Here is a 17664-nt window from a genome sequence, read left to right on the forward strand (position 1 = left end):
ACTTAACCCTACTTATGAAATTTTATCTTAGTTTATTTTTAATTGTGATTGCTAGTAGCTTGTTTTCACAAGAAAAAAAAGAAACGTCTTATTTCGATGTCAATTATTTTAGAGGAAATATAGCGCTGCACAATAACTATATTTTACATCTTATTGAAGGGCATCCGGAGGGAACGATCATAGGTTGGAATAAAAAAACATTTGGAAACGAAGATTGGCAAGAAGGTTATAACTATCCAGATTACGGGGTGTCTTTTTCGTATCAGAATTTAAAAAATGAAACTTTAGGAAATAACTACGCTCTATATGCGCACTACAATTTCTACTTTTTAAAGCGTAATATCATGTTGCGTGTTGGTCAGGGGTTGGCGTATAATACCAATCCGTACGACAGGTACGATAATTACAAAAACACAGCATTTGGTTCTCATATTTTAAGTAGCACCTATATCATGCTAAATTATAAGCGCGAACGTATTTTCGATAGGTTTGGAATTCAGGCGGGAGCCTCACTTATTCATTATTCTAATGCTAACGTCGTGGCCCCGAATGCTAGTATAAATTCTATAACATTTAATGTTGGGCTTACTTATGATTTAGATGAAGAAGACCCGGAGTATATTCATGCCGAAACTAAAGAAAAGTTTACCGAACCCATAAAGTATAATATTGCGCTTCGTGGCGGAGTAAACGAAAGTGATGTAATAGGTATGGGACAATCTGCTTTTTATGTTATTTCTGCATATGCCGATAAACGTTTATCTAAAAAGAGTGCGGTGCAAGTAGGTGCGGACCTATTCTTTTCTAATTTTTTGAAAGATTTAATAGCATATAATGCTGTGGCATTTCCCGAGCGAAATATAGATTCCGATACCGATTATAAGCGTGCAGGTTTGTTTGTAGGACACGAGTTGTTTATTAATAAAATGTCTGTGGTTACCCAATTGGGGTATTATGTGTATTATCCATTCGATTTTGAAGGACGCAGCTATTTACGAATTGGTTTAAAACGTTATTTTGGAGAGAAATGGTTTGGAGCCATTACATTAAAATCGCACGGAGCTAAAGCTGAAGCAGTAGAATTTGGAATAGGAATTCGATTATAAAGGATGAAAAATATAATTTACATAGTGTTTGTTTTAATTGTAATGTCTTGCGATAACGATACGGCAAACGACTGTTTTAGAACATCGGGTACTACAATTTCTAAAGCTATTGCGGTAGAATCGTTTGAAACCATTCTGGTAAACAGAAATATAGAACTAATCTTGAAACAAGGTCCAGAAATATCGGTTATTATTGAAACCGGTGAAAATTTGATGAATGATGTTGAGGTTCATGTGGTGGATGGCGAATTGCAGCTTACCGATAATAATACCTGTAATTTGTTTAGAGATTACGATCCTACAAGAATCACCGTGACTACACCAACGGTAACAAGCATAAGAAGTTCTACCCAATTCGATGTGCAGTCTGAAGGTGTTTTGGTTTTAGATCGATTAACCTTAACATCGGAAGATTTTAATGATTCCGATAGTTTTAATGTAGGCGATTTTAATATGCACATTAATGTGCAAGATTTAAATGTGGTTTCTAACAACATTTCCATGTTTTATATCTCAGGAATTACCGAGCATTTAACGGTAGGTTTTTATGCTGGTGCTGGCCGATTTGAAGGCGCTAATTTAATAGCGAATACTGTAAATGTTTACCATAGAGGGAGTAACGATATTATTGTAAATCCGCAAATATCTTTAAAAGGAGAGTTGGTAAGTACGGGAAATTTAATTTCTAAAAACAAACCAGAAACGGTAGAGGTTGAAGCCAAATATAAAGGCGATTTGTATTTTGAAGATTAAATAATTGCTGAGGTTTTAGCTTGTAACTTCGATACAAGAATGAAATTCTCTGTATAATAAGAACTGTTTCATACTAAATAGAAAAAGTACGCCATTGGGAATATTCTGAGTTGTACTACACTTTGTTGTTTTTCCTATTTATCACCCTAAACTCCTTTCATAATCCCACAAAGGATATGAGTCAACTGTAGTGAGAAACTAAGTTTAATCTAAACCATATTTAAGAAGTGAGGATAAATAATTATATTTGTTAGAATTTTAAAATGCTAAAAATTGATTAGGACTTTAAGTATTAGATGTTTTTTAGCACTCCTATTTTGTTGTCAATTCGGCTTTTCTCAGGCAGTAGAAATTTTTGGTAAAGTGCATAGTGCCTTAGATGTAGAAAATATACATGTAATAAATAATACGAGTAAGCTTTTTACAATAACTAATAGTAAAGGAGAATTTAAAATTTATGCTAAACTAAATGATACGTTAGTCTTTTCTTCCATTCAATATAAATCCAAACATATAGTAGTCGATGCCGATGCTTATCAAAAGCGAAAACTGGAAATTGATTTAGAAGAACAAGTAAATCAGCTAGATGAAGTTGTTGTAGGTAAGATACTAACTGGAGATTTATTGTATGATATAAATAATTCGGATGCCGAAAGGTCAATAAATTTTTATGATTTAGGTATTCCTGGCTATACAGGAAGGCAACGTACCCAAAGTGAAAGACTTTTGGCTACTGCAGGAGAATTTAAACCTATAATGTTAATAGGGATTGTAGCGGGGGGTATGCCTCTAGATCCTATTATAAACGAGATCTCTGGAAGAACAAAGATGCTAAAAAAACGAGTTAGGTTAGAGGCGAAAAATGACCTCTTACGAAAGATAAAATCAGATTTATCCGATGATTTTTTTAGTGTGTATGAATTAGATGAGACTTTGAAAACGGATTTTTTCTATTTCTGCTTGGAGTCTACTGATTTTTATGAAAGATGTAACGGAGCAAAAGATGTAGAAATACTCGAATATTTAAAGGAAAAGTTAGTGGCTTACAAAAAGAACTTGTCCTCTACTACAAACTGAACTAGCGATTCTAATCAAAAATTAATCTTTAGTCAGATCTCTAAACAATTCTTCTAAACTTTCATTTTTCTGATTAAGTTGAAGGATTTTCAATTCATTATCATGTGCAAAATCGAAAACTTTTGGACGCATATCCATATCCGTTGCAAACGTTATTTCATAAGTGAAATCATAAATATTTTTTACATTTTTCACATGTGGAAGACGTTGTAAAAAGGCATCTTCTACGCGATAATCAAATTCTACCAAAATAACTTGGTCTTTTCCTGATTGTAAATCTTTTAAACGTTTATCTGTAACAATTTGTCCTTTGTTAATTATAATAACACGGTCGCACATGGCTTCTACCTCTTGCATGATGTGTGTAGAAAGGAATACGGTTTTAGTTTTTCCGATGGTTTTTATTAATTCGCGAATAGAAACTAATTGGTTGGGGTCGAGTCCGGTTGTGGGTTCATCTAAAATTAAAACTTCCGGGTCGTGTAATAAGGCGGTAGCTAGGCCTACACGTTGGCGATATCCTTTAGAGAGTTCGCCCATTTTTTTATGAGCTTCTGGGCTAAGTCCTGTGAGTTCTATAACCTCGGCTATACGCTGTTTGCCAACCTTGTAAATATCGGCGTTAAATGTCAAATATTCTTTTATGTACATGTCTAGGTACAAAGGGTTGTGCTCAGGAAGATACCCCACACTGCGTTGTACCTCATGAGATTGTGTGGTAACATTAAATCCATTTACTTCAGCTTCGCCAGAAGAGGCATCAATATAAGTGGTTAATATTTTCATCATTGTAGATTTTCCTGCCCCATTTGGCCCCAGAAACCCAACTATTTCCGGTTTTCCAACAGAAAAAGAAACATTATCCAATGCTTTTTGCGAGCCATAAACTTTGCTGAGCTGTTCTACCTTTATAGACATATTGTAATAGTTTGTTCAAAAGTAAACATTATATAATTTATTTTATGAATTACCTTAAAATCTTTAAAACTATATCGTATTAACAAAAAAAATAAATATTTCGTTTTGTAATGTGAAATTATTAATTACTTTAGTGCCAGCAAAAAACAAAACATGCAAAATAGTAATTTCACATATTTTAACTTTTTCTATTTCTTTTTTAGCGAAAGAAACGAGGCATTGTATGTGTAATTTATAAACATAAATTTTAATATAAAGTCTCGATGAAAATCGAGACTTTTTTTATTTATATGATAAAAACAGTTTCAATTCAGGGTATAAAAGGGTCGTTCCATCACATTGTTGCTAAAACGTATTTTGACGATAATGTGGATATCGATGAATGTATGTCTTTCGACACGTTAGTCGATAACCTGATTAGCAAGAAAAGCGATGTGGGAATTATGGCTTTAGAGAATTCTATTGCCGGTTCTATCTTACCCAATTATGCGTTGATTGATAAACATAACCTTCATATAATTGGAGAAATGTATCTCGATATTCAGCATAATTTAATGGCATTGCCAGGACAAAATATTGAAGATATAAAAGAAGTGTATTCGCACCCTATGGCGTTATTACAATGTAAAACCTTCTTTAAAAAGTATCCGCATATTAAATTAATTGAAGATAAAGATACAGCCGAAACAGCAGAGCGTATTAGAAATCGAAAATTAAAGGGTGTTGCTGCTGTGGCAAGTAAAGTTGCTGCCGAAATTTTTGAATTAGAAATTTTAGCAGAAAGTATTCAAACCATAAAAGCAAACGAAACCCGATTTGTAATTGTAAAAACGCAAAATTCTATTTTAGATGAAAGCGAAATCAATAAAGTGTCTATGCGCTTTGAATTAGAGCATAAACGCGGAAGTTTGGCAAGTGTGTTAAATGTATTAAGCGACTGTAGAATGAGTTTAACCAAAATACAATCGTTGCCAAAAATAGAAACACCTTGGAAATATGCTTTTTTTGTAGATGTTACTTTTATAAAGTACAAGAATTTTGATAAAGCGAGAGCCATTTTAGGAATTATGGCAAAAGAATTTAAAGTATTAGGCGAATATAAAAACGCAAAATTATGATAACTGTAGCAAAGAGGTTACAAACGGTTGAAGAGTACTACTTCTCAAAAAAATTAAGAGAAGTAAATAGCTTGAAAGCAAGCGGAAAACCGATAATAAATTTAGGAATAGGAAGTCCGGATTTAATGCCGCCAAAGCGTGTAATAGATGCAATTACCGAAAGTTTTACACACCCTAATGTGCACCAATATCAGAGTTATCAAGGATTACCAGAATTGCGCGAAGCCATGTGTGCGTTTTACAAATCTCAATTTAATGTAGACGCCGATCCTGCTTCAGAAATTTTGCCTTTAATGGGAAGTAAAGAAGGTATTCTTCATATTTCAATGGCCTTTTTAAATGCAGGAGACGAGGTTTTAATTCCGAATCCAGGATACCCAACCTATGCCTCGGTAACTAAATTGGTAGAAGCCAAAGCCGTTTATTATAATTTAGACGAAACAAATGGTTGGTTGCCAGATTTAGAAACGTTAGAAAAAACCGATTTAAGTAAGGTAAAATTAATGTGGGTAAATTATCCGCATATGCCAACGGGAGCTAATGCTACTAGAGGTTTATACCAAGAATTGGTTGCATTTGCTAAACGCAACGATATATTAATAGTTAACGATAACCCTTATAGCTTTGTGTTAAACGATAATCCTAGAAGTATTTTAAGTATTTCTGGAGCAAAAGAGGTGTGTGTCGAGCTTAACTCGTTAAGCAAAACATTTAATATGGCAGGTTGGCGTGTAGGTATGGTTTTAGGAAGTGCCGACCATATTAATGCGATTTTAAAGGTGAAAAGTAACATGGATTCTGGGATGTTTTACGGAATCCAGAAAGGGGCTATAGAAGCTTTAAAAAGTACCGATGTTTGGTTTAAAAGTTTGAATAGTGTATACCAAAAACGTCGTGAGTTAGTTTGGGAATTGGCCGATGCCTTAGGGTGTACCTACGATAAAACAGCCTCAGGGTTATTTGTATGGTCTAAGTTGCCAGAAGGTGTAGATGCAGAACAGTTTATAGATAAAATATTATACAATAATTCAATTTTTATAACACCAGGAATCATATTTGGGAGCCAAGGAAAAGGGTATATCCGTTTTTCTCTATGTGCTTCAGAAGAAGATTTAGAAGAAGCAATCCACAGAATTAAAACGCAAAACTAATACGAATGAAGAATATAGTAGTCGTAGGTATTGGTTTAATAGGAGGGAGTATGGTAAAGGACCTTAAAAAGGCTCATCCAGAAACTAAAATTATTGGTGTCGATAAAAATAAAGATCATTTAAACGAAGCTTTGGTTAGAGGTTTAATAGATGAAAAAGGGAATATAGATGTAGTTAAAAATGCAGATTTAGTGATTTTGTCTATCCCGGTTGATGCGTCTGTAAACTTACTTCCAGAAATTTTAGATTTAGTACAAGACGATGCATTGGTTATAGATGTGGGTTCAACAAAGCTAGATATTTGTAATGCCGTAGAGCATCATAAAAACAGACGAAATTATTTGGCATGTCATCCTATTGCAGGTACAGAATTTTCTGGTCCGCAAGCCGCAATTTTCGATTTGTTTAGACAGAAAACGAATATTATTTGCGAAGTTGAAAAAACAGCATTTAAATTACAAGAACGCGCTTTAAAAGTGTTTTCAGATTTAGGAATGCGTATTCGATATATGAATCCAGAATCACACGATAAACATATTGCTTATGTGTCGCATTTATCGCATATTAGTTCGTTTATGTTAGGAAAAACGGTAATAGATAAAGAGCGTAACGAACGTGATATTTTCGATATGGCAGGCAGTGGTTTTGCATCGACAGTGCGTTTAGCAAAAAGTTCACCAAATATGTGGACCCCAATTTTTAAGCAGAACAAAACTAACGTAATAGAAACTTTAGAAGAATATATAAACAACCTTAATCAATTTAAAATTTTATTAGAACAAGATGACTTTGAGGCTATTTTTAATGAGATGAAAAACACAAACCGCATTAAAGATATTTTAAAAGGAATTGCATAAACAGTGATATTATTATGGAGAACAAGAAAGAATTAAGAACCTGGTTAGACGATTTAAAATTAGATCACCCTCTAGTAATTGCAGGGCCATGTAGCGCAGAAACAGAAGAGCAAGTATTAAAAATTGCACATGAGTTAAAAGATACTGATGTAAGTTACTTTAGAGCAGGGATTTGGAAACCAAGAACAAGACCAGGAATGTTTGAAGGCGTTGGTGCTTTAGGATTAAAATGGTTACAACGTGTAAAAGCTGAAACAGGAATGAAAACTGCTACAGAAGTTGCTAACGCAGCACACGTTAAGTTAGCTTTAGAGCATGATGTAGATTTATTATGGATTGGTGCACGTTCTACTGTAAGTCCGTTTATTGTTCAAGAAATTGCAGACGCTTTAAAAGGTACAGATAAAATTGTATTGGTAAAAAACCCTGTAAACCCAGATTTAGCACTTTGGCTAGGAGGTATCGAGCGTTTAGCTTCGGCAGATATTAAAAACTTAGGAGTTATTCATAGAGGATTTTCTACTTACGAAAAATCGAAGTACAGAAACAATCCAGAATGGCAAATCGCGATTGAATTACAATCTAAATTTCCAGATTTACCAATCATAAACGATCCGTCGCACATTACTGGAAAACGTGATATGATTTTTGATGTGTCGCAAACCGCATTAGATTTAAACTTTGATGGTTTAATGATAGAAACGCATTTCGATCCTGAAAATGCATGGAGTGATGCTGCACAACAAGTAACACCAAAAACATTAGTTCAAATTATGAAGGATCTTAAAATTAGAAAAGAGACAGATCCAGAAGCAGATTACAATACTTCTTTAAATAACTTAAGAGCTAAGATTGACGTTATTGACAATCAAATTATAGATCTTTTAGGAAAACGTATGGTTGTTGCCGATGGTATAGGTACTTTAAAACGTCAGAAAAACGTATCTGTTTTACAAAGCAAGCGTTGGAACGAGATTTTAGGCGCTATGGTTTTAGAAGGGGAAGCTCACGGATTAAGTGAAGAATTTATCTTAAAAATGTTTAAAGCGATTCACCAAGAATCTATAAACCACCAGGAAAAAATAATCAATAAATAAATTGTTTATTCATTGTATTAATAACAAAGGGCACGTAATAGCGGGCCCTTTGTTATTTTGTTTGCTTAGGTCGTTTAAAAATATATCGCGTAACAAAAATACCTTGTCCATCATCTGTTCCGGCATCACTTTCTACGGCACTGGTAACAAATGCTAATTCCCAACCTTCTTCTGTCATCGCATTAATTTTAGAGCTTACAACAGCATCATTCGATGCAATATTTTGAAAACGAATACCTCCAATATTATAAAAGTTTAGAAGCTTTGTTTCTTCAAAATCTTTAATGCGTATATCTCCTCTAGAAGCTTTATTCCTGGTAGCATCATCGTCTGTTTGTTCAGAAGTAAAATCCTTATAATTACGCTCGTCAACAGAAGAAATTAAGCGCGATCTTCCTACGCCATTCGGTACAATAGACTCAACCGAGGTCACGATTTTGTATTCCACTTGTGCAGACATTTCAGCAAAGCAAATAAAGTAAAACAGGCAAATAAATAAAATGCGATTCATGGGTTTAAAATTAAATATTGAGAAAATCTAATATAAATGTTTTTGTACCAATTAAATTATTTTTTAGTCTTCAATTTTTGTGGCATCTTTGTATTTCATGACAGGAACAGTATACAAATCAACAGGAAGCTGGTACACCGTAAAAACGGCCTTAGGTGCCACTTACGAATGCCGTATAAAAGGTAAATTTAGATTAAAAGGCATTAAAAGTACTAATCCTATTGCTGTTGGCGATTTGGTTGATTTTGAAATAGAAACCTTAGATAATGTAACCACAGGAATTATTCATCATATTCACGATCGTAAAAATTATATCGTTCGTAAATCTGTAAACCTGTCTAAGCAAACCCATATTATTGCCTCTAATATCGATCAGGTATTTTTATTAATCACAATTAATAATCCACCCACTTTAACCAGTTTTATTGATAGGTTTTTGGTTACTGCAGAAGCTTATTCCATTAAAACAATCTTACTTTTTAATAAAATAGATGTGTATAACGAAGACACTATTTTAGAAGTTCGCTATTTGGCTTCAATCTATCGTGCCATAGGTTACGAATGTATTGGAATCTCGGCAGAAACAGGGAAAAATGTAGATAAAGTTAAGGCCTTAATGTTAGGAAAGGTAAGTATGTTTGCTGGACATTCTGGAGTCGGTAAATCTACTTTGGTAAATGCTTTAGAACCGTCTTTAGATTTAAAAACAAAAGCCATCTCCGCACAACATATGCAAGGGCAGCACACCACCACCTTTGCCGAAATGTTCGATTTAAGTTTCGATGCAAGAATTATAGACACACCTGGGATTAAAGGTTTTGGTGTTGTAGATATGGAAAAGGAAGAGATTGGCGATTATTTTCCTGAATTTTTTGCTTTAAAACAAGATTGTAAATTCAATAACTGTCTGCATATCGAAGAACCTAAATGCGCTGTTAAAGATGCCTTAGACCGCGATGAAATTGCATTCTCGCGTTACCGCAGTTATGTGCAGATTATTGAAGGAGAAGACGAGCATTACCGAACAGATACTTGGGATAAAGAACGAGATGACCTATAATGAAAGCAGTTATACAACGAGTAGCACAAGCAAGTGTTACTATAGACCATAAAAAAGTAGCCGATATACCTAACGGACTTCTAATTTTATTAGGTATTACTACAGATGATACCCAAGAGGATATTGTATGGCTATCAAAAAAAATTGCTAATCTACGTATTTTTGAAGATGACGAAGGAGTCATGAATACTTCTTTAGTCGATATAGATGGGGAAGCTATTGTGGTAAGTCAGTTTACTTTACAAGCAAGTACAAAAAAAGGAAATAGACCAAGTTATATAAAAGCAGCAAGACCAGAACTTGCAATTCCGTTATACGAATCTTTTGTCTCACAGTTCCAATCAGATCTAGGAAAGCCCGTTCAAACAGGGGAGTTTGGAGCCGATATGAAAGTAGAATTATTAAACGATGGACCAGTAACTATAATTATTGATACTAAAAATAAGGAATAAGTGTTTTTTGGGGTAGGATTTTATGATAAATTATGTTAAATTTATTGTGCCCAAATTTACTAACCTATGTCCCTTAAACCTACGTTAGGTCTATTCTTTCTAGTCCTAACGATTAAGTTAACAGCTCAATCTAATTTTAGAGTTGATCCAGAATTAAAAACGACCTTAGCAAAACATGCCAATGTATTAGTAAACACTAACGATGTAGAGATTCACATTCTTAGTTATAATAAAATGGTGATTAAAACCCATCGCGCAGTTACCATTTATAACGCATCCGGCAGTAATAAAGCCTACACTTACGAAACCTACGATGGGACTACAAAAATAAAAACGTTAGAGGCTACTGTTTATAATGCTGCAGGCGAAAAAGTAAAACGCTATAAAGCAAAAGACTTCAAAGATGCTGCTCGCGCCGATGGTATTTCTATTTATAATGACGACCGCATTAAATATCTAGAGCATCAATCTGTAACATATCCATATACTATAGATTATATTGGATCAAGTCTAAAAGTTGTGGGATTTATATATTACGCATAAATAGATGCTAGTCTAAATAAGAAAAAATCTATATTTCTGACACCTCTAAATTGTGCTCTAAAAGCTTTTATTTTAGCATTGAAAGATTCAGCCGATGCGTTTGTACTTCTGTTATCGAAATAATTTAGTATATTTTTGTAATGAATAGACATGGTTCTTGCTATTGTATTAAAGCTTTTAAACTCCGCTTTTCTTACTTTTTCATCCCATTTCGCTAGTCTAATTAATGCAGATGTTTTATCTTTTGAATTATTAAATATCCATGATAAGTTCTGACATAGATTATATGCCTTTTCTAAATCTGGATATCTCTGAAATAGAACTTCCGCTCTTTGAGATTGATTTTTAGTCCATTTTGAACTTGATTTGTATAGTAAATATCTGCTTCTAGCGAGTAACTGTTTGAGTGTATCTCCATTTTTAAGGAGTTCAGGGGTAAACTTCAGGGATTTACTTCTTGCTTTTTCTATAGCATCGTTTTCTAGGTCTATAGCATCCCATCTATGCTTAATTCTAATCTCTTGTAATGCATCTAGTGCTAATTTTTGAACATGGAAACGATCTATAACCAATGTCGCATTGGGGAATGATTTCTTAACTATCAGTCCCATATTTCCAGCCATATCTAAAGTTACTTCCTTAACCTTACTTCTTTGTTTTAGAGGGATTTTGCGTAGTATATTAATAACCGTTTCAGCTTTGGTTCCTTTTACCATTGCTATTATAGCTCCTGTCTTTCCTTTTGCGGATTTATTTGTTATTATGGTATATAAATCACCATTGGAGAAAGCTGTTTCGTCCAATGAAAGGTAACCCCCGATGTTTTGAGGAAATAACATCCAATTTCTTGCATGCGACTTTTGATCCCAAGATTTAAAGTCACTTAAATAATCTTTATATTGTCTTTGCATACTTCTAGGGTTTACTCCATAGAATTTAGCGACCAGAGTTGTGCAAGAAGCATTATTACTAATAGAGTTCTTTTAAAAAAGCAGCAAATTCACTAGTCATTCTAGTGCCTTTTGCTACTAATTTCCAATCCCTTGTAACCACTTTATTAGTGTCTTGATTAATCCATCTTCGTCTAGTGATATGTAAGAAAACATTCTTACCTCTTATGGGGAAATCCTGAATACTAGCTTCTGGAAAAAAACCTTTAGAGTGTAGTTTTTCATCTTTATGATCCAATGGTGCATTGTTTAGTTCTGTGAAATAAAAATGAATTTCTTCAGCTTTAACCTCATGCTTAGTTAAGTCAAAATAGGTTACTAAAACTTCTGGAAGTAATAAATTAGCAATTGATAATAGAGTGTCTGAGGACATGTATTTCTTTTATTCAAAGGTCTTCCAATTTTTTGTACTCCACAACTTTTTGTGTTGAGCCATTATATTTCGGAAGTCGAACATACTATGACGGCTTTTCTCCCTACGTGGTCTCCATTAGAAGGATTTTATACAGGAGTTTTACATGCTTCTTATAAGATAATTAACGATACCGATGTGCCTTTGGCATTAAAAGAAGAGCACTTTAATGGTTATAATATTACTAAGCAAGGCGATTATCACTTTGTAGCCGAAAACTTAACGGCTATTGCGCCAGAAGCTTATAGCCCGGAATTTTATACGTTCGCTCCGCGATTAAAAGTGGCTTTGGAAATTTTCGATATGAAAGGTGTTCAAGGTAAAAATACCAATTGGCAAGATTTCGGAGAATGGGTGCATGAGAGTCTGCTTTCCGACACTCAAGAACTGCCAGAAGAAGTAAAGAAGACCATAATATCGCTCACCGAAAATGCAACTACCAACGAAGAAAAGGCAAGAATTGTTTACGATTATCTTCAAAACAAGGTTAGATATATTAGTGTTCAAGTTGGTATAGGAGGATGGAAACCCATGTTGGCCAAAGATGTAGACCGTTTAAGTTATGGCGATTGTAAAGCGCTTTCAAACTATACACATGCCTTATTAAATGTTGTTGGTGTGCCATCTTATTACACGTGTATATATGGAGGAGAAGAAATTCAAAATATAGATAAGGATTTTTCAAGTACTCAGGGAAATCATGCCATTTTAGCGATTCCAACAGCAGATGATTTTATTTGGTTAGAATGTACCAGCCAAAATACACCATTTGGGTATATTGCTAATTTTACAGACGATAGGGATGCTCTGATTATTACTCCTGAAGGCGGGGAAATTGTGCATACTAAAACCTATGAAACCGAAGAGAATCTATTACATACTTTGGCAGATATTAGCATACAAGCAGACGGAAGTTTAAATGCAGATATTGTTGTAAAATCTTATGGTACACAATACCGTGGAGCGAAAGGTATAGAAGTCGAATCAGAGAAAAATCAGAAATTAAGATTTAAAGATAATTGGAGCTATATTAATGATCTAGAAATTTCGTCGTTCAATTTTAATAATGATAAACAGCTTGTAGAATTTACAGAGCATGTGTCGGTTTCTGCTAAAAAATATGCTAGTAAAACAGGGAAAAGACTATTACTAGCTCCTAATGTGTTTAATAAATTAGTCCATATTCCGCCACGATATACTAACCGAACTCTACCTATTCAAATCGATCGGGGTTTTATAGATACAGATAGCTATCAAATTCATTTAGAAGACGGATTAAACGTAGACGCCTTGCCAAACGATTCGGTTTTAGAAACCAAGTTTGGGTCGTACTATTCCTCTATAAAAAAAGATGAAAACGGTTTACTAACCTATACAAGATCTTTAACCTATAATAAAGGTATTTATCCTAAAGAAGACTATCAAGCTTTTAGGGATTTTTGGATTGCTATTTCAAAACTCGATAATGCCAAAATTGCTTTACTAACCACTAATTAAACCTATGAAATTACTACCTAACCTACTATGTATTTTAGCCATTCAAGTCTGTTTCGCACAAGATTACAGATTTGGAAAAGTATCGAAAGAAGAACTCGAAGAAACGGCTAACGCTAAAGACCCAGAAGCCCATGCAACAATTTTGTACGCTAATGAAGATGTTACGTTTAAATACGAAAAAAACAAAGGATTTACTGTTGTTACCGAAGTACAAAAACGGATAAAAATTTACGACAAAGAAGGTGTAAAATGGGCTACGGAAAGCGTAGCATTTTTCGACCCAGATAATAGTTCTAAAGGCGAAAAGTTGAAAGGACTAAAGGGCTATACTTATTCTCTAGAAAACGGAAAAATTGAAGACGTTAAATTAGATAAGGATAATGTGTTTGATGAAGCTACAAATAAATATTGGAAGCAAGTTAAATTTACGATGCCTAATATTTCCGACGGGTGTATCGTAGAGTTTCAATATAGAAAAGAATCCCCATATTTGAGTATCGATAATCAAGTATTACAGTACGATATTCCCGTAAAAAAGCTAGATTTTAGAGTTTCCATTCCAGAATATTTTCATTTTAATAAATATATAAATCCGAAAGCCTCTTATTTTCCTACCATCAAGGAAAGCAAGAAAAATAGAACAGAAAGCTTGTCTAGCAAAACAAGGACTAAAGAAGGCGGTGGGTTCTCTAACGTCGTTACAACTTACGATTCCTCGCAATGGGATTTTGTAGAAACCGTTTACGAAGCCAGTTTAACCGATATTCCAGCTTTAAAACCGGAGCCATTTGTAGATAATTTAGATATTTATCGCAGCGAAATTAATTGGGAATATGCTATGTATAAAGGTCCAGACGGAGAAATTAAAAAGTATTCCACAAATTGGGAAAGTGTAACGAAAACCATTTATGAGCATGAAGATTTTGGTGGACAATTAGCCAAATCTGGATATTTTGAAGCCGATATAGATAAACTTTTAGCCAACGTTACCAATCAAGAAGAGCGTATAGATCTAGTTTATAATTTTGTAAAATCGAAAGTGGCATGGAATGAATTTTATGGTAATTACACCGAAAACGGTGTGAAAAAAGCCTATAAAGAAGGCATAGGAAATGTAGCTGATATTAATTTAATGCTAACTGCGATGTTGCGTTATGCAGGTATTTCGGCAAACCCTGTTTTGGTAAGTACTAAAAGTAATGGTGTTCCTTTATATCCTACGCGTCAGGGATTCAATTATGTAATTTCTGCCGTTGAATTAAAAGATAAACTGATATTGCTAGACGCAACCTACAAATATGCCATGCCAAATATATTACCTTCTCGAGCATTAAATTGGCAAGGTAGAATTGTTCGTGAGCATGGGAGTTCGGCTTGGGTAAGTTTGTTGGATCAGCCAATAGCAGAGGAAGCTTGTACATTACAAGTTAAATTGCAAACAGATTTAACTGCCGAGGGGCGTGTTTTAGACAAGCTAACCAATGCCAATGCTATGAATTTTAGAAGTCGATATAATAATATGGGGAACGATGAGCGACTAAGAGCGATAGAATCTGGTAAAGGTGAAATTGAAATTTCAAATTATGAGATTAAAAATATGGACAATCTTAACGAGCCTAATATTCAATATTCTTACACTTTTAAATTAAATAGTGCTGCCGAACAAATAGGCGATCAAATTTATGTGTCTCCCATGTTATTCTTTACCAATTCGGAAAATATATTTAAACAAGAAGAGCGTTTATATCCTATAGAATTTAATCATCCACGTAGTTATACCTATAAAGTATCCGTTATGTTGCCAGAAGGATATAAAGTAGAGAGTTTACCAGAAAGTGCAAGGTTTCAATTTAAGGGTGGAGAAGGCGATTTTAGCTTTATGTCCAGCAGTAACAGCAACATGGTTGCGTTTAGAGTTAATTATAGTTTAGCCAATACTTTTGTGATTACTGATGATTACGAGCATTTTAAAACATTTTTTGGGATGATGGTTGAGAAGGAAACCGAAAAAATGGTTTTAACTAAAATTAGTACTGGAGGAACAGAATAAGTCCTATTTTTTTTAAGGATTAAAATAAATAAAATAGTAGTTTTACACAGTAAAAGAAACAAGCCGTCTAGCGTTTATGTTTTTTAAAAGCCTAAATGCTAGACGGTTTTGTATTAGAGTTGCTCAATTAACCTGAGTGTGGACTAACCAGTAGTTTATAAGTAAAATTATGGGTTAGAAAAACTATAATCATTAACAACTAATTTTCTTTTTCCAGAAGATAATAACGGAATATCATCAACATATTCTATAGTTATATTTGCATCTTTACCTAAATAGCCTTTAAATTCTGAAAGGATTTCGTTTTCTTTAGTAAACTTGGCTATAGGGTTTAATTTAAAAATATAGTCTTTTTCACCTACTTGAATAAATTGATACTGTTTTAATTCATCATATTTCCACATATTAACTGTTACTATGTGAGATGTTATCGTGTTATTGTTTGTGTCAAAGATAGTATCTACTTTTCTTCCATTGATTTGAGAAATCACTGGGGCAAGTTCTTTTCCTTTTGGATTTTCAGACATCATAGCTATATCGCCATTGTCGTATCTAATAATAGGCATGCAATAATTAAATAAGTCGGTTATCACTACACGACCATATTCACCATATTTAGCAGGTTCATCATTATCTAAATTTAAAATTTCGATATAAAAACTAGCCCAATTTATATGGAATTCTTCTCCACCAGTTCTACTTTGTTGGGCAAGCATTCCATTTTCCATGTTAGAATATCTCGATAGCGTTGGGCATTCAAAATAATGTTCCATGGTATTTTTAGCATAAGACGTTAATGCTTCAGAGTTTGCAATAATAGATTTTATATTATTGCTTTTTAAAGGCTCTGCCTTTGTCTTGTCCATATATTTGCAGAGTAATTCAAATGTAGATGCAAATCCTACTAAATTTTTGTCATTTCTATCTGCTTTTATTTTTGAAATAAACATTTTAAAATCGTCATCGGTATAATTATGAATACTATACGGTACAATATTTTCTTTCCACATCTGAAATTTGCTTTTTCTATTAATATCATTCCAAACCTTCATATAATAAAGTTTGGTGCCAAGTTGGTAACCAGCCTGTTTTGCGAAATATATAACGTCTGCGGTATTTCTTAATCGTTTGTTTTTATTATGAAATAATTTAAAAGGAGTACCTGTAGAGCCACTAGTTACTACAGGGGTGTTTTTTTTATGAATATAATCTTCCGATTTAAAGTCATTATAATTATTCCTAATTATGTTTTTGTTAATTACTGGAAAATCTTTAATTGATTTAAAATTAGAGACATCTTTATAAAATGGGGTAGTTTTACAAGCATGGTTTAGTAGGTTTAGAAGCCTATTCTCTCGAGCTGTTTTCGATGCCTCAGTGTTGTAGTTTTCTAAAATAAAATTAATATCATTATAATGGTTTTTAATATGTTTGCCTTTTAACGCATCCATTAACCAAAAAGAAATTTCACGAAAGGAGTTACTCATAAAAAATATTTATTATAATTTTTTTTAGTTTTCGAAGTCATTAAGGAAATTTAATAAATTTTGTAGAAAGAAATTTATAATATAGATGAATAGCAGTATAATTCTGTTTATTAGTTGGTTATCGTATTATTTGTAGGAATTAATTTTGTGAATAACAAGAACAGAATAAGTCCTATTTTTTTTAAGGATTAAAATAAATAAAATAGTAGTTTTACACAGTAAAAGAAACAAGCCGTCTAGCGTTTATGTTTTTAAAAAGCCTAAATGCTAGACGATTTTATATAACGACAGACAAATGAATATTGAAGATGCCCAATTAGCTGTAGATTCTTGGATAAAAGAGCATGGTGTACGCTATTTTAACGAGCTAACCAATATGGCACAACTTACAGAAGAAGTAGGAGAAGTGGCTAGAATTATAGCTAGACGTTACGGTGAGCAAAGTGAAAAAGAAAGTGATAAAAATAAAGATTTAGGTGAAGAATTAGCCGATGTTGTTTTTGTGGTACTGTGTTTAGCGAACCAAACAGGAATTAATTTACAAGATGCGTTTAATAAAAAAATGGATTTAAAAACGAAACGCGATCACGATAGGCACCACAACAATAAAAAATTAAAATAATAG

The 17664-nt window shown here is 33.4% G+C and carries 18 protein-coding genes; 13 read left to right on the forward strand and 5 right to left on the reverse strand.

Annotated elements, in window-relative coordinates:
• Positions 1-14: 14 nt before the first annotated feature.
• The 3 genes from A9D35_RS13825 (at position 15) to A9D35_RS13835 (ending at position 2936) form a co-directional block, all read left to right on the forward strand.
• Positions 15-1106 (forward strand): acyloxyacyl hydrolase, encoded by a 1092-nt coding sequence (locus A9D35_RS13825; RefSeq protein ID WP_066223956.1) that lies wholly within the window; start codon positions 15-17, stop codon positions 1104-1106.
• Positions 1107-1109: 3 nt separating this feature from the next.
• Complete coding sequence (locus tag A9D35_RS13830; RefSeq protein ID WP_066223958.1) at positions 1110-1859, forward strand: head GIN domain-containing protein; 750 nt, start codon at positions 1110-1112, stop codon at positions 1857-1859.
• A gap of 273 nt (positions 1860-2132) precedes the next feature.
• Positions 2133-2936 (forward strand): carboxypeptidase-like regulatory domain-containing protein, encoded by an 804-nt coding sequence (locus A9D35_RS13835; protein ID WP_235817904.1) that lies wholly within the window; start codon positions 2133-2135, stop codon positions 2934-2936.
• 21 nt (positions 2937-2957) lie between these two features.
• Here A9D35_RS13835 and gldA read toward each other — a convergent pair whose 3' ends face one another.
• Positions 2958-3854 carry a gliding motility-associated ABC transporter ATP-binding subunit GldA gene (gene gldA / locus A9D35_RS13840; RefSeq protein ID WP_066223960.1) on the reverse strand — a complete coding sequence of 299 codons (897 nt, stop codon included), beginning with the start codon at positions 3852-3854 and terminating at the stop codon, positions 2958-2960.
• A 290-nt stretch (positions 3855-4144) separates the two neighbouring features.
• Between gldA and A9D35_RS13845 the strand changes: the two genes are divergently transcribed.
• The 4 genes from A9D35_RS13845 to A9D35_RS13860 are packed head-to-tail and all read left to right on the forward strand — an operon-like array spanning position 4145 to position 8077.
• A complete protein-coding gene (locus tag A9D35_RS13845) occupies positions 4145-4972 on the forward strand; it encodes a prephenate dehydratase (RefSeq protein WP_066226111.1) in 828 nt (275 codons plus the stop codon).
• The gene (locus A9D35_RS13850; protein ID WP_066223962.1) at positions 4969-6123 is read left to right on the forward strand and encodes a pyridoxal phosphate-dependent aminotransferase; all 1155 of its coding nucleotides are present in this window, start codon (positions 4969-4971) and stop codon (positions 6121-6123) included. Before A9D35_RS13845 ends, A9D35_RS13850 begins: the two co-directional genes overlap by 4 nt.
• A 5-nt stretch (positions 6124-6128) precedes the next feature.
• The gene (locus A9D35_RS13855) at positions 6129-6980 is read left to right on the forward strand and encodes a prephenate dehydrogenase (RefSeq protein WP_066223964.1); all 852 of its coding nucleotides are present in this window, start codon (positions 6129-6131) and stop codon (positions 6978-6980) included.
• Between the two features lie 14 nt (positions 6981-6994).
• Positions 6995-8077: a bifunctional 3-deoxy-7-phosphoheptulonate synthase/chorismate mutase type II gene (locus tag A9D35_RS13860; RefSeq protein ID WP_066223966.1), complete on the forward strand. Its 1083-nt coding sequence runs from the start codon at positions 6995-6997 to the stop codon at positions 8075-8077.
• 52 nt (positions 8078-8129) lie between these two features.
• Here the strand turns inward: A9D35_RS13860 and A9D35_RS13865 are convergent, their stop codons facing one another.
• Entirely contained in the window at positions 8130-8588 is a 459-nt protein-coding gene (locus A9D35_RS13865) for a hypothetical protein (RefSeq protein WP_066223968.1), read from the reverse strand.
• Between the two features lie 97 nt (positions 8589-8685).
• Here A9D35_RS13865 and rsgA point away from each other — a divergent pair, with 97 nt between their 5' ends.
• The 3 genes from rsgA (at position 8686) to A9D35_RS13880 (ending at position 10643) form a co-directional block, all read left to right on the forward strand.
• Positions 8686-9648: a ribosome small subunit-dependent GTPase A gene (gene rsgA, locus A9D35_RS13870; protein WP_066223970.1), complete on the forward strand. Its 963-nt coding sequence runs from the start codon at positions 8686-8688 to the stop codon at positions 9646-9648.
• Complete coding sequence (gene dtd, locus A9D35_RS13875) at positions 9648-10100, forward strand: D-aminoacyl-tRNA deacylase (protein ID WP_066223973.1); 453 nt, start codon at positions 9648-9650, stop codon at positions 10098-10100. The genes rsgA and dtd overlap by 1 nt, the downstream gene beginning before the upstream one ends.
• Positions 10101-10166: 66 nt before the next feature.
• Complete coding sequence (locus tag A9D35_RS13880) at positions 10167-10643, forward strand: DUF3857 domain-containing protein (protein ID WP_066223974.1); 477 nt, start codon at positions 10167-10169, stop codon at positions 10641-10643.
• Here A9D35_RS13880 and A9D35_RS13885 read toward each other — a convergent pair.
• Both A9D35_RS13885 and A9D35_RS13890 read right to left on the reverse strand, forming a co-directional pair.
• Positions 10634-11554, reverse strand: coding sequence for an ISAon1 family transposase (locus A9D35_RS13885; protein ID WP_218017731.1), 921 nt, complete (start codon positions 11552-11554; stop codon positions 10634-10636). The two genes, A9D35_RS13880 and A9D35_RS13885, sit on opposite strands and share 10 nt — an antisense overlap.
• A 58-nt stretch (positions 11555-11612) precedes the next feature.
• A complete protein-coding gene (locus tag A9D35_RS13890) occupies positions 11613-11966 on the reverse strand; it encodes an ISAon1 family transposase N-terminal region protein (protein ID WP_066220852.1) in 354 nt (117 codons plus the stop codon).
• A 54-nt stretch (positions 11967-12020) separates the two neighbouring features.
• On the opposite strand from A9D35_RS13890, the gene A9D35_RS13895 reads away from it, so the two are divergent.
• Together A9D35_RS13895 and A9D35_RS13900 are read left to right on the forward strand one after the other, a co-directional pair.
• Positions 12021-13502: a DUF3858 domain-containing protein gene (locus tag A9D35_RS13895; protein ID WP_141675539.1), complete on the forward strand. Its 1482-nt coding sequence runs from the start codon at positions 12021-12023 to the stop codon at positions 13500-13502.
• Between the two features lie 4 nt (positions 13503-13506).
• Complete coding sequence (locus tag A9D35_RS13900; protein WP_066223978.1) at positions 13507-15552, forward strand: DUF3858 domain-containing protein; 2046 nt, start codon at positions 13507-13509, stop codon at positions 15550-15552.
• Positions 15553-15719: 167 nt separating this feature from the next.
• On the opposite strand, the gene A9D35_RS13905 is transcribed toward A9D35_RS13900, so the two are convergent.
• The gene (locus tag A9D35_RS13905; protein WP_066223980.1) at positions 15720-17039 is read right to left on the reverse strand and encodes a phenylacetate--CoA ligase family protein; all 1320 of its coding nucleotides are present in this window, start codon (positions 17037-17039) and stop codon (positions 15720-15722) included.
• Between the two features lie 295 nt (positions 17040-17334).
• Here A9D35_RS13905 and A9D35_RS13910 point away from each other — a divergent pair, with 295 nt between their 5' ends.
• The gene (locus A9D35_RS13910; RefSeq protein WP_066223982.1) at positions 17335-17661 is read left to right on the forward strand and encodes a nucleotide pyrophosphohydrolase; all 327 of its coding nucleotides are present in this window, start codon (positions 17335-17337) and stop codon (positions 17659-17661) included.
• Positions 17662-17664 lie beyond the last annotated feature (3 nt).

It is taken from the genome of Formosa haliotis (assembly GCF_001685485.1).
Lineage (GTDB): Bacteria > Bacteroidota > Bacteroidia > Flavobacteriales > Flavobacteriaceae > Formosa > Formosa haliotis.